At 70.8% G+C, this 16,846-nt stretch carries 17 protein-coding genes; 3 read left to right on the top strand and 14 right to left on the bottom strand.

The genetic code is table 11. The features are described 5' to 3' along the window. Positions 1-899: 899 nt before the first annotated feature. From AC5LUJ_RS16010 to AC5LUJ_RS16000, 3 genes are all read right to left on the bottom strand, one after another. The gene (locus AC5LUJ_RS16010; RefSeq protein WP_493465209.1) at positions 900-1,730 is read right to left on the bottom strand and encodes a magnesium chelatase domain-containing protein; all 831 of its coding nucleotides are present in this window, start codon (positions 1,728-1,730) and stop codon (positions 900-902) included. Continuing rightward, a complete protein-coding gene (locus AC5LUJ_RS16005; protein WP_493465208.1) occupies positions 1,727-2,611 on the bottom strand; it encodes a DNA-processing protein DprA in 885 nt (294 codons plus the stop codon). Before AC5LUJ_RS16005 ends, AC5LUJ_RS16010 begins: the two co-directional genes overlap by 4 nt. A gap of 272 nt (positions 2,612-2,883) precedes the next feature. After that, on the bottom strand, positions 2,884-4,092 hold the full coding sequence (locus AC5LUJ_RS16000) for a hypothetical protein (protein ID WP_493465207.1): 1,209 nt from the start codon (positions 4,090-4,092) through the stop codon (positions 2,884-2,886). Positions 4,093-4,383: 291 nt separating this feature from the next. On the opposite strand from AC5LUJ_RS16000, the gene AC5LUJ_RS15995 reads away from it, so the two are divergent. Beyond that, a complete protein-coding gene (locus AC5LUJ_RS15995; RefSeq protein WP_493465206.1) occupies positions 4,384-5,127 on the top strand; it encodes a hypothetical protein in 744 nt (247 codons plus the stop codon). A gap of 343 nt (positions 5,128-5,470) precedes the next feature. Here AC5LUJ_RS15995 and AC5LUJ_RS15990 read toward each other — a convergent pair whose 3' ends face one another. Genes AC5LUJ_RS15990 through AC5LUJ_RS15940 form a run of 11 tightly spaced genes read right to left on the bottom strand, consistent with a single transcriptional unit; the run spans position 5,471 to position 15,302 of the window. Then, entirely contained in the window at positions 5,471-6,511 is a 1,041-nt protein-coding gene (locus AC5LUJ_RS15990; RefSeq protein ID WP_493465205.1) for a sulfotransferase, read from the bottom strand. After that, positions 6,508-7,272, bottom strand: a complete 765-nt coding sequence (locus AC5LUJ_RS15985) for a phosphotransferase enzyme family protein (RefSeq protein WP_493465204.1) — start codon at positions 7,270-7,272, stop codon at positions 6,508-6,510. The genes AC5LUJ_RS15990 and AC5LUJ_RS15985 overlap by 4 nt, the downstream gene beginning before the upstream one ends. Before the next feature lie 53 nt (positions 7,273-7,325). After that, complete coding sequence (locus AC5LUJ_RS15980) at positions 7,326-7,967, bottom strand: histidine phosphatase family protein (RefSeq protein WP_493465203.1); 642 nt, start codon at positions 7,965-7,967, stop codon at positions 7,326-7,328. Then, positions 7,958-8,737 carry a phosphotransferase gene (locus tag AC5LUJ_RS15975; protein WP_493465202.1) on the bottom strand — a complete coding sequence of 260 codons (780 nt, stop codon included), beginning with the start codon at positions 8,735-8,737 and terminating at the stop codon, positions 7,958-7,960. Before AC5LUJ_RS15975 ends, AC5LUJ_RS15980 begins: the two co-directional genes overlap by 10 nt. Next, positions 8,734-9,573: a class I SAM-dependent methyltransferase gene (locus tag AC5LUJ_RS15970; protein WP_493465201.1), complete on the bottom strand. Its 840-nt coding sequence runs from the start codon at positions 9,571-9,573 to the stop codon at positions 8,734-8,736. The genes AC5LUJ_RS15975 and AC5LUJ_RS15970 overlap by 4 nt, the downstream gene beginning before the upstream one ends. Then, positions 9,557-10,102: a P-loop NTPase family protein gene (locus AC5LUJ_RS15965; protein ID WP_493465200.1), complete on the bottom strand. Its 546-nt coding sequence runs from the start codon at positions 10,100-10,102 to the stop codon at positions 9,557-9,559. Before AC5LUJ_RS15965 ends, AC5LUJ_RS15970 begins: the two co-directional genes overlap by 17 nt. An 11-nt stretch (positions 10,103-10,113) precedes the next feature. Then, positions 10,114-11,184, bottom strand: coding sequence for a CgeB family protein (locus AC5LUJ_RS15960; RefSeq protein ID WP_493465199.1), 1,071 nt, complete (start codon positions 11,182-11,184; stop codon positions 10,114-10,116). Further along, the gene (locus AC5LUJ_RS15955; RefSeq protein WP_493465198.1) at positions 11,181-12,905 is read right to left on the bottom strand and encodes a carbamoyltransferase family protein; all 1,725 of its coding nucleotides are present in this window, start codon (positions 12,903-12,905) and stop codon (positions 11,181-11,183) included. Before AC5LUJ_RS15955 ends, AC5LUJ_RS15960 begins: the two co-directional genes overlap by 4 nt. Then, positions 12,902-13,855 (bottom strand): thymidylate synthase, encoded by a 954-nt coding sequence (locus AC5LUJ_RS15950; protein ID WP_493465197.1) that lies wholly within the window; start codon positions 13,853-13,855, stop codon positions 12,902-12,904. Before AC5LUJ_RS15950 ends, AC5LUJ_RS15955 begins: the two co-directional genes overlap by 4 nt. Further along, on the bottom strand, positions 13,852-14,832 hold the full coding sequence (locus AC5LUJ_RS15945; RefSeq protein ID WP_493465196.1) for an NAD-dependent epimerase/dehydratase family protein: 981 nt from the start codon (positions 14,830-14,832) through the stop codon (positions 13,852-13,854). Before AC5LUJ_RS15945 ends, AC5LUJ_RS15950 begins: the two co-directional genes overlap by 4 nt. Next, positions 14,817-15,302, bottom strand: coding sequence for an ATP-binding protein (locus tag AC5LUJ_RS15940; protein ID WP_493465195.1), 486 nt, complete (start codon positions 15,300-15,302; stop codon positions 14,817-14,819). Before AC5LUJ_RS15940 ends, AC5LUJ_RS15945 begins: the two co-directional genes overlap by 16 nt. Positions 15,303-15,439: 137 nt before the next feature. On the opposite strand from AC5LUJ_RS15940, the gene AC5LUJ_RS15935 reads away from it, so the two are divergent. Beyond that, entirely contained in the window at positions 15,440-15,934 is a 495-nt protein-coding gene (locus AC5LUJ_RS15935) for an NUDIX domain-containing protein (protein ID WP_493465194.1), read from the top strand. Positions 15,935-16,113: 179 nt separating this feature from the next. Beyond that, on the top strand, positions 16,114-16,846 hold a 733-nt coding region (locus AC5LUJ_RS15930; protein WP_493465193.1), incomplete at its 3' end, for an NsdA family TPR-like regulatory protein.

Here is a 16,846-nt window from a genome sequence, read left to right as displayed (position 1 = left end):
CCACCGGTCCCTGACCGAAGACCCGGTCACTGTTCCCACCCCCAGCCGCGACCGCAGACCGCCACGAGGACGACAACGACCCTCGGCACCGGACCCCCGGCGGGCCGGTCACGCCGGCCCGGACGCGGCCACCGGGTGCCCGTACGGCCTCCGGCTCACCGGGACATCTCCCGGCCGCGATACCGGGCCGGGACAACGCCCGGGAATCGGTGCAGCCCCCACTCGTGATCACAATGGGAAGCGAGCACGCACACACGGATACCGACCGAACCGCAAGACCACGCGACAACAGGCTCACGGAAAAGGGCCGCGGAAAAACAGGTTCGGCGCAATTGTTACACCGCCAGCCGTCAAGCCGCCATTTTTCGCAAGAAAACGACTCGAACGGAAAGATGCTACTCATGGACATCTCTACCGTCGATCACCGTGTGATTGTTTGGCCGCGGGACGCCGTCGACTATCTGGATAACCCCGTGCTGAACGCATGGGACGTCATCCCGTATTTCCCGGGCGGATGCCCGGCGGCGGCTCCCCGCGGATGGCCCGATGGGCGACAGCCCTACGACGGCCCGCACAGCACGACCGTGTGCCCGACGTGCCTCGGCTCCTGGCTAGCCGATCATGTCGTGTCCGACCCGGTCCAGGCACCAGCCGGCACACCCCTGACACTCACGTTCACCTGGACCGCCGAATACACGTCCACCACGGCATCACCCACGGCCGGCTGACTCCCCGGCCACCCCGTCGCTGCGTACCCACCGCCACCCCATCCGGACCCGCGCCGTACCAGCCCGGTCCCGGCCGGTGCGGCTGCCGCAGGCTCACCCGGTGCACCGCGCCCGCCGGGACATCCGTCCCACCAGCAGACCCGGCTCCGTCCAGGGCGGATCATGTGGCGCTCAGCTTCGGTGGAGCAGCGTGGCCAACGCGCGCAGGTCGGTGACCGGCTCGAGCGTCAGGCCGGCGGGGGTGGTGATGCCCGGGTCGTAGCCGGCGGGGATGACCACCCGCCGCAGGCCGTGATCGTGCAGTGCCCGCAGGAGGTCCGGCAGGTGGTGGACCGGTCGGACGGTGCCGTCGAGGCCGATCTCGCCGACGAACCCGCGGCCGAGTAGGCCGGTGACGGGTACCTGCCGGGCGGCGGCGAGCACGGCCGCGGCCAGCGGGAGATCGCATGCTGTGCCGGGCGCGGCCGGCCCGGGCGGGTCCACGGTGGTGGGCTGGGCGTTCCAGGTGACGGTCATGTCCAGGTCGGGGAAGGGCAGGCCCGCGTTGAGGAGTCCGGCGCGGATCCGGTCGCGGGTGGGCCTGCCGTCCGCGGGGATGACGAGCCGGGTGTCCCCGCGGGTCGCCGTCAGCCGCAGCCGTACCGGTCGGGGCGGACCCGGGTGGCCCGTGGCCCCGCAGGCGTCCACGGCGGTGACGAACCGGTGCAGCTCGGGCAGGCAGCCGGGGAGGGTCCACACCGCGCGGGCGCCGAGCGCCTTCGCCCGGCGGCGCAGGTCCCGTCCGTCGGCGCCGGTGGGCATGCCGGTGGTGACGAGGAAGACCGGCACGCCGGGCAGGTCGATCCGGCCTATCCGGCGGATCCTGGCGTCGGTGGCAAGGTCGGCGCCGACGAACAGACTGTCCCCGGGGGTGAGGACCTGCTGTGCGTTCAACAGGGGGATGTCCGCCGCCGCGAACGCGTCCAGGATGGTCGGGTCCGCGGTGGCACCGATGCGCTTCATGCCGTCGCTCCGTCCGCTGCGAGGGGGGGTGGCGGTGCCGGGGTGGACGGGTCCAGCGCGTCGAGGATGTCCTGGCTGGTGGTGGCCAGCCGGGTGTGTGGCTGGGCGCGCAGGAGCCGGTGGCAGCCGGCGCTGGTCGCGGATGTGACCGGGCCGGGTACGGCCATCACCGGCTGGCCCAGCAGCCTGGCGGTGCGCGCGGCCAGCAGCACCTCCGAGCGCGGCCCCGCTTCGACGATGACGACGCCGCGGGCGAGGCCGGCCAGTAGCCGCTGCCGGTCGAGGAACCGTCCCCGGCGGGACGGGCCGGCGGGCGGGCCGACGCAGACCACCACACCACGGCTCTCGACGTCGGCGGGCAGGAGCCGGTGGTTGCGCCGGTCGCCGGCGACGGCGGTCACGGCGACGGCGGGGGTGGGGGCCGCCGCGGTGAGCGCGGCCGTGCCGATGCCGTATCCGCCGGCGGCGATGATGCTCCAGTCGCGGCCGGCCAGGTCGTCGGCGAACTGCCCGGCGACGTGGTCGCCGTAGCGGGTGGAGCCAGAGCTACCGGCGATCGTCACGGCATGGCTGGTCAGGGACGCGAGATAACCCTGGCCGCAGACCCACAGCGCCACCGGGGCGTGGGCGGTCTCGTCGGTACCGATGGTGTCCAGCGCGTCCAGCGCCGAGGGCCATGCGTCGTCCCCGGGGCAGGCCAGCCGCCACCCCGCACGGGTGTGCTCGGTCAGCACCGCGCCGGGGTCGACCGTGGGGAAACGGGCCGTCAGGTCGGCCCACACGGCGACCGGCCCCCGGTCACGGACCGCGCGGCATACCCGCGCGTCCGGGTCGATCATGGACACGGCGGCCCGGGCGAGACGTTCAGGGTCGGCAGGCATCGGAAGGATCCCTTCGACGGAGGAGCGGCACAGGTCGATGGAAGAGCGGCACAGGCGGCTGGCGGATACCCCGGACGCCGCCCCGCGCATGGCCGTACGGGGCGGACCGGGCGGAATCCACCCGACGTGTGCTGTCGCGGCGGCGTGGGGCTGTGCGGGTGCGCTACGTCCTGGGTGGGCAGCGGCCGGTGATGTCGCGGCGGTGCGGGGGCGTCCCTGGCCGACGGGCGGGCAGCCGGGGACGGTCCCGAGGGGCACGGGGCCGGCGGGTTTTACGCGGCCTGGTAGCGGCGGGGCTTATCGGCCACGAGCCGGGCCTCGCCCGCCGTCATCAGGATGCCCAGGGCGTTACCGACCGCACCGGACGACCGGTTCAGTTCACGGGTGATCTCCAGAAGGGTGAACGTCTCCTCCGGGTTGTCGCGCAGAAACCCGATCACGGCCTGGGTGAGCTCGCCGGGGCGCATCCGCGGCTGCCCGTCGCTGTTCGTCCGCGGTCCGGTGACCCGCTGGCCGCGGTCCCGCACCACCTGACTTGGCTGCGCCACCCGACCCGGCCGCAACGGGCACCGCGCGCTCGAGCACACCTGGGCGCAGGCCGCGACCAGCCGCACCGCGTCCGCGACGGCCGCGGCCAGCCTTGCCGTCTCCTCCTCCGACGGCGCCCCGGTGGCCGGTGTCGTCTCCTGACCGCCGGCGGGGGCCTCGGCCGGTGGCACCCCGCTGTCCGGGTCGCCCTCCCTGCCCGGGTCCCCGGGCGGCAGGTCGGTGGCAGCCGGCTGCCCGGCCGCGGCGGTGTCCTCCCTGCCGTCCGCGTCCGTGGCCGTCACCGGATCCCCGTCCTCCTGTAGGGACGTGGCGGCGGGAACGGCCGTGTCCCCGTCCGTGGTTGTCTCCGCGCCCTCTGCTGCCGCTGCGGACGGTGTGGCGGCTGGCGGGGGTGGCGGGCTGCCGGCGTCCGCCGCGCTGGGCGTCGTGTCCCGGGCCGGCGTCGGGTCAGCGGCGGCCGGCAGGTCCTCGCTGGCGTCGTGTCCCGGGCCGGCGGGGTTGTCGTCGCTGTCCGACGGGGATGTCGGGTCGTCCGCGGCCGGCGGGTCCGTGTCGGCGTCGTCGCCGCTGCCGGTGACGTTTACGGGGTCGCCGCTGCCGGTGGCGTTCACGGGGGCCGCCGTGGCGGGGACGACGTCCGCCACGGGGACGGGTGCGGGCATGTCGGGGTCGTCCGCGGGTGTCGCGGGCGGGTGGACGGCGGCCCACCGCTCGGGGGCGCCCCTGCCCGCGTGGGTGTCCCGCGCGCGGCGCGCCCGGCCGGCGGCCTCCCATGCGGTCAACGCCGCGGCGGCGCTGGACCGGCTAACTCCGGCCGCCGTGGCCAGCGCGGCCACGGTCACCGGCGTGTCCGTGGCGACGAGCGCCGCCCACACGCTGTCCTTCGCGGACCTTTTCCGTTCCCCCGTGGGAATACCCTCGGCTGCCGTCATGGCACATTCTCCTCTCGATCGGTGCGCGGATTGTTTCCGCGTCGGCGCTTCAGAAGTACCTCCGAACGACCGGATTCAGCCAGCCCCTATCGAATGTGATGCAGGTCTCTTCGCCGGTTTCATGACTCTTTCCGGGAACGGCTTGTCACACCCAAAACGATCAAGTTATTGTCCACACGTCAGACCCGTATTTTCCGCACCCGGTCCACCGCCGCCCGAAAACGCCGGTGCGCGTCCTCTTCAGCGGCCGAGAAAAGGATGGGACACACGCGGAAGGGAAGTGGTGAAGATATGGCCGACCGGCTGGTGGAATCCGCCGTACAGCTCCACCCCGAGCAGGTGTTCGGGCTGTTGACCGACAGTCTCACCCAGGTATGTGCGTTCCTGACCCGGGTGGGGTTCGCGCCGGCCCAGCCGGCCTGGCCGCCCGGCCCGTTGGCCGACCCGGCGGCGCACCGCACCGCCCGCGCGCAGGTCGCCGCCGCCGCCCGCTGGCTGGAAGACGGCGGGAGCGGCGTCCACCGGATGGAAGACGCCCTGCACGCCTTCTGCGCACGGGCGTGGCTGGACCTGTCCACCCACGCCCTCTACCACCTCGACGGACACCCCCACGTCGACCCGGCCGTGCTGACCCGCGACGTCCGCCGCATCACCGGGTTCATCCACTTCTGGTCGGTGCCGCACGTGCTGCCGGGCGGGCTGACCATCGACTACCGCCACCCCCGCCGCTTGTCCACCCCGTCCCGACAGGAAGGTGCTCCCGCTATGTCCCTCTCCCCGACACCGGCGTCCGACGACGCGCAGAGCACATACAGCGATCTTGTTGATGTTCTCCGCCACGCCGGGTTCACCCGCGCCGACCCGCCGGTCACATTCACCCATGGGCAGGTCACGGTCGCCATCGACCACACCCGCTGTGCCACCATCACCTGCCGACCCCCGACACAGACCGCGTGGGAGGCGCGGTTCTCCCCGGACACCCCGCAGGTCCTCCTCATCTCCGCGCTACGGGTCGCCGGTGTCACCCTTCCCTGATCGGGCACCGGCCCGCGCATTCCACGCACCCGAATACCGTCCCGCTCGCTCAAGGGGCCATGAGCGTCGCCGAAGACTGGTCAGCAGCACGCGGCCTGGGAGTCAGATTGTGACACCGTCCTCACCGTCGGCGCTTTGCCCCGGACAGGCGCGCTTCGGGGATCGGGGATGACCGACGGATGCCGGGGCAATAGCCGCAGCACGCGGTCGGGCGGCGTCCCACCGTGCGGCGCCTGGATCTCGGTGAGGCTGCCCGCCTGCGGGCACCTCGATGACTAGGAGCGCGGCGTGCGCGTGAGCTTTGCCCCGACCGTCGGTGATAAGCGAAGTCGCGACGAGGCACCTAACGGGAGTAAGGGGTCGCCTTGGCCCCTATGAGTTGGCGGACGAGGGCACCGAGGACGCTGCTGGGATCGCGGAGCATGTCGGCGTGGCGGATCGTGATGGTGCGATCGGCGGGCGCAGCGGTTTCAACGGCACCGACGAAGAGTTCCTGGGCGCTCGGGGCATCCAGCAGGCGACCGGCCATCGCGAACTCGAAGTGGTTGCGCACCATGGAGTCGGCGGTCTCATGTTGGTCGCGGATGAGGTGAATGTACTTGACCTTGGTGCCCCAGTGTTGTTCCAGTCGGGAGATACGGAAAGAGCTGAAGGGAGACTTGACCAGGAGCGAGTCGCGGCCGAAATGAGCGAGGTGGGCGCTGGCTGCGGCGTCGAGGATGTCGGGGTCCCCTGTTTCCGGCTGGTGACCGATGTCGTAGGTGTGGCATCGGATGTGACGGTAGACGGGCATGGCTCGGTGCCAGATGTCCTCGGCTTCGCCGGGCATGACCAGGGTGGGGATGATGCGGGTCTTCTTGTTGTCGACTGCGAGGATCGTGCTCTCGTCCAGGGTGGTGAAGGGGTGTCGGCCGGGGTGGCGGAGGTTGCGGACTGGCCAGGCCCAGCAGGACGCGGTGGTGAAGTAGGCGAACTTGCCGGTGGCGGCGAGCAGGTTGAACAGGTGGCTGGTTCCCGATCGCGGGGCGCCGACGATGACCACGATGTTCTCGGGCGGTACGCCGGAGGTGAAGTGCTGCCACCTGTCGGGGGAACGCTGGTGTAGAGCGGCCTCGACGTCCACGTTCTCCGCCGCGGCGGCGCGTTCCGGGAAGGTGCCGAGGGATCCGGCTTCCCGGATGCCGGCCAGGCAGGCGTGGACGGTGTCCATGGTGGCCGGCTTCGGTGGTTGCCCGGCCAGGTACCGCTCTTCAAGTGCCTCGGCGAGGACGTACCAGCGCCGGTCGTTGGTGAACCTGTAGCTTCGGGTGCGGAACAGGGCCAGGTCACGGCCGGTTCGGTCGGGGGCGTGTAGTTGTTCTCGCAGTCCTGTTCCTGGAGTCATGGCTCCTCCCGCAGTTGGCGGAGTGTGGCGCGGCCGGCCGTCGCGAGCTCTGGGTCTGCTTTCTCGTGGCCTCGGGTGATCGCAGTCAGGGCGTCGAGCGCACCCAGGTGCCAGATGAGCTGGTCGTCGGCTGGGGTGAGCGGACGTCCGTAGCCATCGAGGAACGCGTCCCGCAGAGCGGGCCGGTCTGGCCAGATGCGGAACCGGAGGCGGACGAGGTCCCTGGCGGGGAGATCGACGCGCGCGTGCTCGAAGTCGACGAGCGAGACATCGCCGGACGTGTTGACGAGCCAGTTGTGCGGCTGGAAGTCCAGATGGCAGGGGACGCCACGCGGGACCCTCATCAGGCTGAGGGCCGCGAGGTGGGTCTCGATGGTCCTGGCGTCGGCGGGCGGCAGCAGCGTCGCGGCTCGGCCGGTCCAGTGGCGGGCCCGGTCTCGGAGCCAGCTATGAAACCCGGTCAGGTCTCGCGGGGTCTCGGCGTCATGGAAACGGCGCAGCAGTGCTCCGGCCTGCCGGTGCACGGAGGGCGTGAGGTCGCCGGAGCATGGGCTGCCGGGCAGCGCCGAAGTAATGATCGTCATTGTCTGGTTGTCCACGTCGACGAGCCTGGGCGCGGATAGGTCGAGCGTCCTGGTCCAGCACCGGTAGGCGTGTACCTCCCGTTCGTGCGCGGGCCTGTTCAGGTGTTGCTTGACCACGAACTCCTCGCCGGAGGCGATGGCGACCCGTGCGACGGCTGGCGCGAGGACAGCAGTCACCTTGCAAGGACCCAGTAGCCGGGTCGCGGCTTCATGGAGAACAAGCTGGGTGGTCACGGCGTGCCCGTCAGGTGCCGGGTGTCGTTGAGGGCGGCGAGGATCCAGAGTTCCTGGCCGAGGCGGTTGCGGTGCATGTGCCAGCGGGTGAGGGCCGCGTGGCTGGTCTCGAACCCGATCCGTGTGCAGAAGCCGGGTGCCAGGCTGAGGAATAGCAGGGCGGCTGCGTCGGTCGTCTCGCCGTGTCCGGCGAGGAGGATGCGCTGCCCGTGGTGGCGGTGGACGACGGCGGCCAAGGCGGCGCTGGCGCGGGTTAAGTACTGGTTCCATGTCTCCGCGCCGAGCGCGTAGGGCCGGTCGGGATCGGACTGTGGGGGCCCGCCGAAGGCCGTCTTGATCTCGTCCCAGGGACGGCCGTCCGCGTCGCCGTGGTGCGGGCCGGTGAGGTCTCGTTCCACGTGGATGGGCAGATCGAGCGCGTCGGAGAGGATGCCCGCTGATTCCTGGGTGCGGCGCCGGGAGGTCGTGTACAGCACGTCGCAGGGCTCCTCGGCGCGCAGTCGGCGGGCGAGCAGTTCCACCTGCTGTCGCCCACGCTTGGTCAGGCCGGTGCAGGCGCGATCGCCGCCCGCGATCCGGGCGACGTTGCAGTGGGCCTCGCCATGTCGGGTGAGGATGAGAGTGGTGATCACGGCCATGTGCGGTCTCCTGGCGGGCATGCGGCTGGCCGGGTCTGGTCCCAGCGGTAGGGGTAGCGCCCGTCCGCGGCGTACCGGCTGGTGAGGATGTGGTGTATCTCCGCCCAGCTCATCAGCTCTTCCCATGTGACGCGGGGCAGGGCTTGGCGGTGCCGGGCGGCGGCTGTGTTGTAGACGCCGAGCGCGGCAGCGATTTCCGCGGCGGGAATGGGGCCGTGCGTCGTGGCAAGGGTGACGACGAGTTTGGCGAGGTCATAGCCGAACGGGGCGAGGGTCAGGTCGTCGAAGTCGATCGTCACCGGGTCCCCGGCTGGGGTGACGATGAAGTTCCTCGGGTTGGCGTCCTTGTAGAACGTTGCTGGGCCATCTGCGCCCATGATCAGGTTTTGTGCCTGGTGGGTGGTCAGCTGGGTGCCGATAACCCGACCCGCCCCCAGCTCCCGGGCCACGGCGTCCATCCGCCTGCTCGGGAAGCCGGGCAATGTGTGGCCGGCCCGTGTCCGGTATGGCCTGCGTAGCCGTGCCTGGTGCAGCTCCCTGTCGAAGGCCGCGCCGTGCATGTCACCCAGGTAAGTAGCGAGCACGTGTAGGTCCTTCGGGATGGCGTGGTGGCCCTCGACGTACTCGAAGCGCAGGTGCTCCCCATCCAAGATCGGCAGGAGTCGGGGCAGACGGACGTGGGGTCTCATGCCGCCTAGCCAGGCGTAGTTGTCTAGGGCGCGCAGCCGGGTGGCCTGGTCCGAATAGTGCTTGAGGTAGTGCGCGCTCATGGTGTCGCCGCCGCTTGCACGGCAACCAGGTAGGTGACGACTGATGTCATCGTGAAGGGCTCGTCGGGCAGCCGGCGGCGCAGCTCGGCGGCAAGAACGGCTGGGTCGCTGGTGAGGCAGGCAGGCAGCCCGTACTTCGGTGAGGTTGCCAGGTATTCGGCGATGTCGGCGAGGGTGGGGAAGACGAACGTGTGGTTGTGGTTGATGACCTGTCGGATCTCGAGGCTCGTGGCGGCGAGGTGCGCGATATTCGCGCTGTGGGCGGTTTCGTACAGGCTTGGCCGGCTGGGTGCATCAGGTACCAACCCCGATGCCGCCATCAATCGGTCGAGTTCCTGGTAGCTGTCCACCGACTTCACCGCGATGATCGTTGTCCCGTCCGGCGCGAGGCAGCGCGCGATCTCGGCGATGACCCGCTCGGGTGAGGGCGAGTGGTAGAGGCAGAACGCGGCGACGGCCAAGTTGCAGGCCCCGTCCCCGAGCGGGAGCCGGTGGAAGTCCGCGCGGGCCGCGCCCGCCCCGGCCCCGGCGGGAAGCCGGCTCCTAACGGTGACCAGAAGGGCCGCCGACAGGTCGATCGCGACGATCCGCGCTCGTGGGAGCCGCGCAGCGAGTAGGCAGGTGGTCGTGCCCCGCCCGCAACCGATGTCCGCGATCACCGGTGCGCCCGACGGGACAGCCGCCGCCGCGAGGTCGGCGATGACCTCGGCGGCGTGCCGCCCGCTGGCGCGGGCGCGGTGCAGGGCGCCGGTCCGGCGGCCGATCCGGTCTGCCGACGCGTACAGCGGGCCGCGGACCTGCCCGATGTCGGTGAAGGGGCTAGTCGCGTTCCTCATCGTCGGTGACTGCCCTGGCCGCGGAGGGAAGCGGCACCAGGGCGAGGTAGCGGCGCGCGGCACGGCGGCTGCGCAGGATGACGACCTGGGCATCCTCGGCGTGTTCGGCGATCAGGGTCCGGACGCGGGGAGCCATCGTTCGCCGGTAGCTGATGATGTAGCGGACGAAGTCCCAGGTGATCCGGTCGTAGACGCCGATCGTCTGGTGCTGGCCGCCGCCGTGCCGGAGCCGCCGTTGCAGGATTCCCCATAGGCAGGTCCAGCCGGACAGGTCCAGGAAGATGACCGTGTCGGCGGTCTGAAGCCTGATGGGCAGACTGGAGGCATAGTTGCCGTCGATGATCCACCGGGGTGCGGTGACGAGGTCGCGCTGCAGGTCCGCGAACGTGTCCTTGTCGAGCGGCTTCCAGCCGGCGTCGTAGTACAGGGCGTCCAGATGCACGGGCGCGATGCCGAGCGCGGCGCCGAGCGCGCGGGCTAGGTGGGACTTCCCGCTCCCCCCGCAGCCCATGATGGCGATCCGGTCCACAGCCTCTGACCCTAATGACGAGCAGCCGGCAGTCGAGGGGACGGACAGGCGGAATTGTCATCGGTGAGTCTCTCCAGGATGCGGTCGATGGTGACCAGTTGGCGGGAGAGCCGGAAGATGTCGAGCATCCCGACGCACTCGGCGATGAGGGCCGGGTGCCTGGCCGTTCCCGCGATGCCCTGCAACTCGCGGATCCGACCGAGCACAGCGTCGCCCGTCGCCGCGTGGAGTGCCGGGGGCGTGAAGGCCGCGGCGTACGGAAGCACGGCGGGTGTAATAGGCAGGCAGCCAGCAAGGACTGACTCAAATAGGCGCTGTGTCATCTGGCCCGCGCGTGCGTAGCGGTCGGGCAGCAGCAGGACCGTGGCCAGCGCCGACTCGTACAGTTCCCGCACCTCGGGGAAGGCGCAGCGGCCAGTGAAGTCCACGTGCGGCCAGTCGGCGGTGCGCGTCCACTTCCCGGCTACCCGATGCGGGACGCGTGCGGCGGCGCGTGCGAAGTACTCGCTGAACGCCTCGTCGCGGTCGTACTGGTTGCCGACGTAGACCAGCGGCAGGCGTCGGGGCAGCGCCGCCAAGGTGGCGGGGTCGGCGTTGTCGAGTGCTGTGTCGGTGACGGGGAATAGGAGGCTTTCCGCGCCAGGGCTGGGCCGTAGAGCAGCCTCGCATGTCGTGACGTTTGGCAGCGATCGCAGCGGCGAGTTGGCCGTCATCTGCAGGTCCTTGTCCCAGATGATCGTCGGGACCTTGCGCCAGGCCGTGTAGTGCGCGACGAGTTGGTCTTGGCGGTGCAGGTCGCAGGTGTGCCCCGGGCTGCCGCAGGTCGTCGTGTTACGGTCGGGCACCGGCCAGCGCCATTCCAGGAACAGCGCGTCGATGGCGGGTAGCCCGTTGTCCCAGAGGTAGCGGTCGCGCAGGTCGTCGCCCGCCTCGTGCAGGTCGCGGTCGCGCTGGAGGAAGACGACCTCGTGCCCGCGGGAGAGCAGTCCGTCGATGAGGGGGCGGCGATGGCTCCGACCGCCGTCGGGGGTGTCGGCGATACCGGGGCCGAGGAACCCCCAGAAGCTGTAGCCGATTCTCACGTCGTCACCCACCAGCCGCCGTCGAGCAGCAGTCCATCCATGCCGCTGGACGCCAGGCACTCGATGGCCATCTGTGGCGTGCCGCTGATCGGCTTGCCCTTCACGTTGAGTGAGGTGTTGATCAGCATGGGGACACCGGTCAGGGCGCTGAAGTGGGCGAGCACGTCCGCCAGGAACGGGTTGTCCTCCCGTGTCAGGGTCTGCACGCGGGCGGTCCCGTTGGCGTGAACGACGGCGGGAACCCGGTCCCGGGCAAGCCTGGTGACGGGCACGGCGATCGACATGTACGGGCTTGCCTGGCCGAGGCAGAAGTACTCGGCTGCGTGCTCGGCCAGGACCACCGGGGCGAACGGGCGGAACGGTTCGCGGAACTTCACTGCCGCGTTCAACCGCTCGGCGATGTTCGGGATGAGCGGCGAGGCGAGGATCGAACGATTGCCCAGTGCCCGCGGCCCTGCCTCGAGCCTGCCCTGAAACAGCCCGGCGATCTTGCCTGCCGCCAGTTGTTTGGCTAGGAAGCGGGCCGGGTCATCGACCTGCTGTGTGGTCAGCCCCGGCGCTGGCGCCTGCGGCGATGTGAAGTCCGCGTAGGAAGGACCGAGATAGCAGGAGCGGACCAGGCCACCGGGAACGGCGCCGGCGACCTCCCGGTAGGCGGCCAGCGCGGCACCGACCGGTGTGCCCGAGTCGCCAGGAGCAGGGGGCACGTAGACCTCGTCCCACCGCCCGCTTTGGAGGATCTTGCCGATCCCGACGCAGTTCATCGCGACACCGCCGCCCAGGCAGAGCCGCCGCGCCCCGGTCACCGCCTGCGCGCGGTTGGCCAGGTGGACCATGACCTGTTCGGTGCGCTCCTGCAGAGCCGCAGCGACGTCCGCATGCACTTGGGTCACTGCCTCGTCGGGGCCGCGCGGGGGGCAGGTGGCAGCGGCGAAGGCGGGGGTGACGCGCGGCCAGCCGTGCCGAAGCACCCGCAGCGGAAACAGGCTGGGATCGAGTGCGAACGCGGTCGGTGTCAGCCGGATCGCGCGGGCGAACAGGTCGCGGAAGCGTGCCGGGTCGCCGGTCGCGGCCAGGGCCATGACGGTGCCCTCCTCGTCACCGCGACGCCAGCCGAGGTGCGCTGTGACGGCTCCGTAGGCGTAGCCGAGCGACGCAGGGTCCCGGACCGATTTCCTGATCTGGTACCGGATGTCGCCGGCCGGGAGGGCGATGCCGGAGCCAATGGAGGTTGTGGCGGTCTCGCCGAGGCTGTCGATGATGAGGACCGCGGCCTCGCGGAACCCCGATGCGGCGAACGCGTACATGCCGTGCGCCACGTGATGCGGGACAGGGCGCACCCGGGCGTTCGGGAAGAGGCTCCCCAGGGTACGCACACGGTGCCGGTACCGGTGGTGGATGACGGCGAGACTCGCGGCGCGGGCCAGGGCGCGCGGGCGGGTAGCGGGCCGCATCAGGTGGCTGGGGGTGTCCACGAGCCCGGCCAGGTACCGCGCTCCGGCGAAGTTGTAGGCGACGATGTCGACATCGGCCGGGGTCAGGCCCGCGTCATCGAGCAGCCACCGTACGGCGCCAGCGGGGTACGCACGAGTGTGCTTGACACCGGAGAGCCGCTCTTCCTCGGCCATCCCGGTGAGCCGCCCGCCGACGACGAGGGCTGCGGCCGAGTCGTGGGTGAAGGAGCACAGGCCGAGCACGGCCAGCTGGTTGTTTGTCCTCATCGGCGGGGCTCCTGCGCGATGTGGCGGGCCCGGTCGGCGCGCTGATACCAGCGGCGCAGCGCGGTGGCCAGCGGGCCGTCATGGCCGGCCGCTAGAGCGCCGGCCCCTGCCAGGTCCCCGCCCTTGCGCGCCCGGTAGCTGGCAAGCACGCACGCGAACTCCGCCAGACCCGGGCCGGCCAGCGCCGTACCCGCGATGACCTGGGCGAGTACGTCGTCGAGCGTTTGCCACGGGACGGCCAGAGGCGTCATCTGCGGGCCCGGGTCCGCATCCGCGGGGATCTGCTGCGCCTTGGGCATGTCGTGGGCGTATAGGTGGAGCGAGTCGATACTGAGCCGGTAGCTGCCCAGGCCCGTGCCGAGCCATCCGGCGAGGAGTTCCTGCAGGATGGTGGCGGTGAAGATGTCGTAGCAGAAGCCGAGCCACAGGTCCTGGCTGCGCATCGTGGTGTGCATGTGGAGAAGACCGTCACGCAAGAAGAACCGGTAGCCGAGCGTGCATGGGACGTCCTTGTAGCCGCGTGCGTCGGCCGCGGGGTCATACAGCTGGATGACGGCGCGCCTGGTCTCGGGGTCGTCGGTCAGGGCCTGCCGGGCCAGGGCGAGTTGGTCGGTGGTGCCGTGCCACCGGCGCATCCGCGGCCCGTAGGCTCCCATCAGGCGGCCGTCATCGGCGTAGTCGGTCAGCCGCTCGTTGTACAGGTAGATCCACGGGTCGTCCGAGCCGGACACGATCCACATCGCCTCGGCGACGGCGAACGCCGGATTGATCACCCGTGCCGGGGGCACGTCCACCAACCTGCGGCGCGGGTCGGTCAGCGTCAGGCTCGCGCCGAGCACCTCGAGCGTCGGCATGCCGCGCGGCGCGACCGGCTGCCCGACAGCCAGGACCGCGTGGCAGGCGCGGGCGAACAGTTCGCTGGCCGAGCCGGCGGCGAGCGCGAGCGTCATCTGACCGCCTCCGTCATCGCCAGGGCCGCAGGACGGTCCTTTCCGGCAATCCACTCCCACTGCCGGCGCAGCCCCTCCTCGAGGTCCACCTGCGGCTGGTAGCCGAGCAGTTCCGTGGCCTTGGTCAGGTCGGCGGTCGTCGCCTCGACGTCCCCGGGCTGCGCAACCCGCCGCTGCGCGGGTACGTCGGTGTCCACGAACCGGCTGATGGCCCTGCGTGCCGCCGACAGCGGCACGCTGCGCCCGGAGGCAACATTGACGACCTCGGCCCGCGCGTCCGTGGTCGCGGCGGCGATCGTGGCGGCGACGACGTCCGAGACGTAGGTGAAGTCGCGCCGCTGCGCGCCTGTCCCGTACAGCGACATCGTCCGCCCCGACACCGCGGCGCGCATGATCCGGCTGAACGCCATGTCGGGCCGCTGCCGGGGTCCGTAGACGCTGAAGTACCGCAGCGCGATGACGCTCGTCGCCACGTGCCGCTGGCGCGCGTATGCGAGGCACAGCCGCTCGGCTGCGAGCTTCGACACCCCGTACGGCGACAGCGGCAGCAGTTGGTCGTCCTCCCGCGATGGCTTGCCGCCGCCCTGACCGTAGACGCTCGACGATGACGCGAACACCAGGCGGGGCACGTCCGCGGCGGCGCATGCCTCAAGCAACCGTTGGGTGCCCAGGACGTTGCAGGACAGGTAGTCACCGAACCGATCCCCCCACGACCTCCGCACACCCGCGAGAGCGGCGAGATGGAAGACGGCATGGACGCCCTCGGAAAGGATCATTAGATCACTGACAGTGACGTCTGCTCGCACGAACTGGAAGCGGGGATCGCCGGTAAGGACCGCCAGGTTCTCGCCGGCGACCGGGTCGCTGGCCGCGGACCTGCTGTCCAGGCCCGTTACGGACCAGCCCTGGCGCAGCAATGCGGCCGCGAGGTGCGAGCCGATGAAGCCGGCCACGCCTGTGATCAGCGCCTTTTCCATGCCACCTTCCGCGACGCTCCCGGGCGGCCCTCTGACTGCCCGCTCCGTTGTGAATGGGCAGGGACCTGGAGTAATTGGCACCAGGTGACCTTTCCTGCCGGGCTGCTCGTCGGGTACCAGCCCCAGCCCGCGCTCAGGACGCTGACCAGGAACAGGCCGCGGCCGTTCTCCCCGTCGAGCGGTGGCACCTCCGCCTCCCACTCGCCCGGCGTGGGCGCGCACGGGCTACTGTCCCAGACCTTGATCGTGAGCAGGGTTTCGCTCGCAGACAGGACCAGCGAGACCGGTTGGCCGCCTCCGGTAGACCAGACGGCCTCCAGACTGTTGGTGACCAGTTCGGAAATGAGCAGTTCGGCTGTTTCGCTGTCTACGTAAACGTTCCACTCCCGCAGGACCTCGCGGGCCTCGCGGCGGGCGCGCGTGACCGCGGAGGGAAGCAGACCCAGCTCAACCGAGCTGCGCCAGGGCACCGCCGCGACCCCCGCGTCCGCCCGCCTCGTGCTGCCAGCTACCGGGAAAGGGCACAAGTTCCTGATAGGCGGAAAGCTCGCCTGCGGGATCATTGCGGGTTCCAGGCGGTGGCCGTGAAGGCCCCCGCGGCTCCGGGATGACTACTGTCGGACCTGTGGCTGATGGCGGTGACGAGTTCGCCCGCCCGCGAATCGCGTCCGGGGTGCTGTACTTCGACGGCGCGGACCGGGTCATGCTGGTGGAGTCGACCTACAAGCCTCTGTGGGACATCCCGGGCGGCTACGTGCAGCCGGGCGAAAGGCCCGCGGCGGCGGCGCTGCGGGAGGTCATCGAAGAGTTTGGCGTTCGCCTGCCGGTCGGCGCGCTCCTCGTCGTGGACTGGGCGCCGCATCCCGCCGAAGGCGACAAGCTGTTGTTTGTCTTCGACGGCGGTCAACTGTCCCATCGGCAGATCGCCGCGGTCCGCGTGGACGGCACCGAGATCGGTGAGTTCGCGTTCCGCGACCGCGAGGAGCTCGACGGCCTGCTCATCCCACGCCTCGCCCGCCGGGTACACACGGCGATCGAGGCTCGCGCGGCTGGCCGGGCAGCCTATCTGGAGCAAGGGGCAGCACAGCCGGTCGGCGCCTGACGAGGTGGGCATGCCCTTAGCCCACTACCGGCCGGGCCCCACGAACAGCCCGCTGCACGGTCAGGAAGGTCAACTGGCGGTCAGAATGGTCAGAATCGCCAGGACGCCGCCCTTCTGGCAGCGCGGACCGTTTCGCTAGGGCACCCTGAGCGGGTAGGTGCCTTGCCGGGAGGGATGTGATGGGCGAGTTCACGGGACCCGGGCTACTGCGGGAATGCCTCGAACGACTGGAGTGGGCACCCGAGCGCCTGGCCCGGGAAATCAACAAGACGGCGAACAAGGAGGTCGTCAGCCCGAAGGCCCCCTACCACTGGCTGCAGGGCGGGACCCCGCGAGGCACCCTGCCAGAACTGGCCGCGCTCACGCTCAGCCGCGCGCTTGGTGAGCACGTCACACCCTGGCAGCTCTGGCCCGGCACGCGGACACAGGCGACCGCGATCTCCGCGCATTCCGGGCTCAACCTCCCATGGACAGCCGACGGAGCCGGCCGTTGCGCGGACCTCATCAGCAGGCCCACCGCATCCCTCCTGCTCCCCGTACCAGGCCCGGTGGCGATCGCACCCGTGGTCGACTGGTTCACCGCCCCGACCACGGCGCAGCCATCGCGGGCGAACGGCAACGCGGTCGACGGCGAGATGGTGACCGTGCTCGCCGACCGTGTCCGCCAACTGCGGCATCTCGACGACGTCCAGGGCGGGCCGATGCTGCTGGACTGGATCAAGCACGACCTGCGCTGGACCGCCAGCCTGGCCAGCACCGCCTCCTACGACCGGGAGACCGGTACCGCCCTGTTCCGCGTGCTGGCGCAGCTGGCTCAGCTCGCCGGATGGGTGGCCACAGACCTGGGCCAGCAGGCGCTTGGCCAGCGCTACCTCTTGGCAGCCTTGCGATTCGCCCACGCAGCCGCGGACA

It is taken from the genome of Protofrankia sp. CiP1_Cm_nod3, assembly GCF_982290655.1.
Note: the sequence above shows the minus strand (reverse complement) of the source record. Positions and strands in the feature narration are given on the sequence as shown.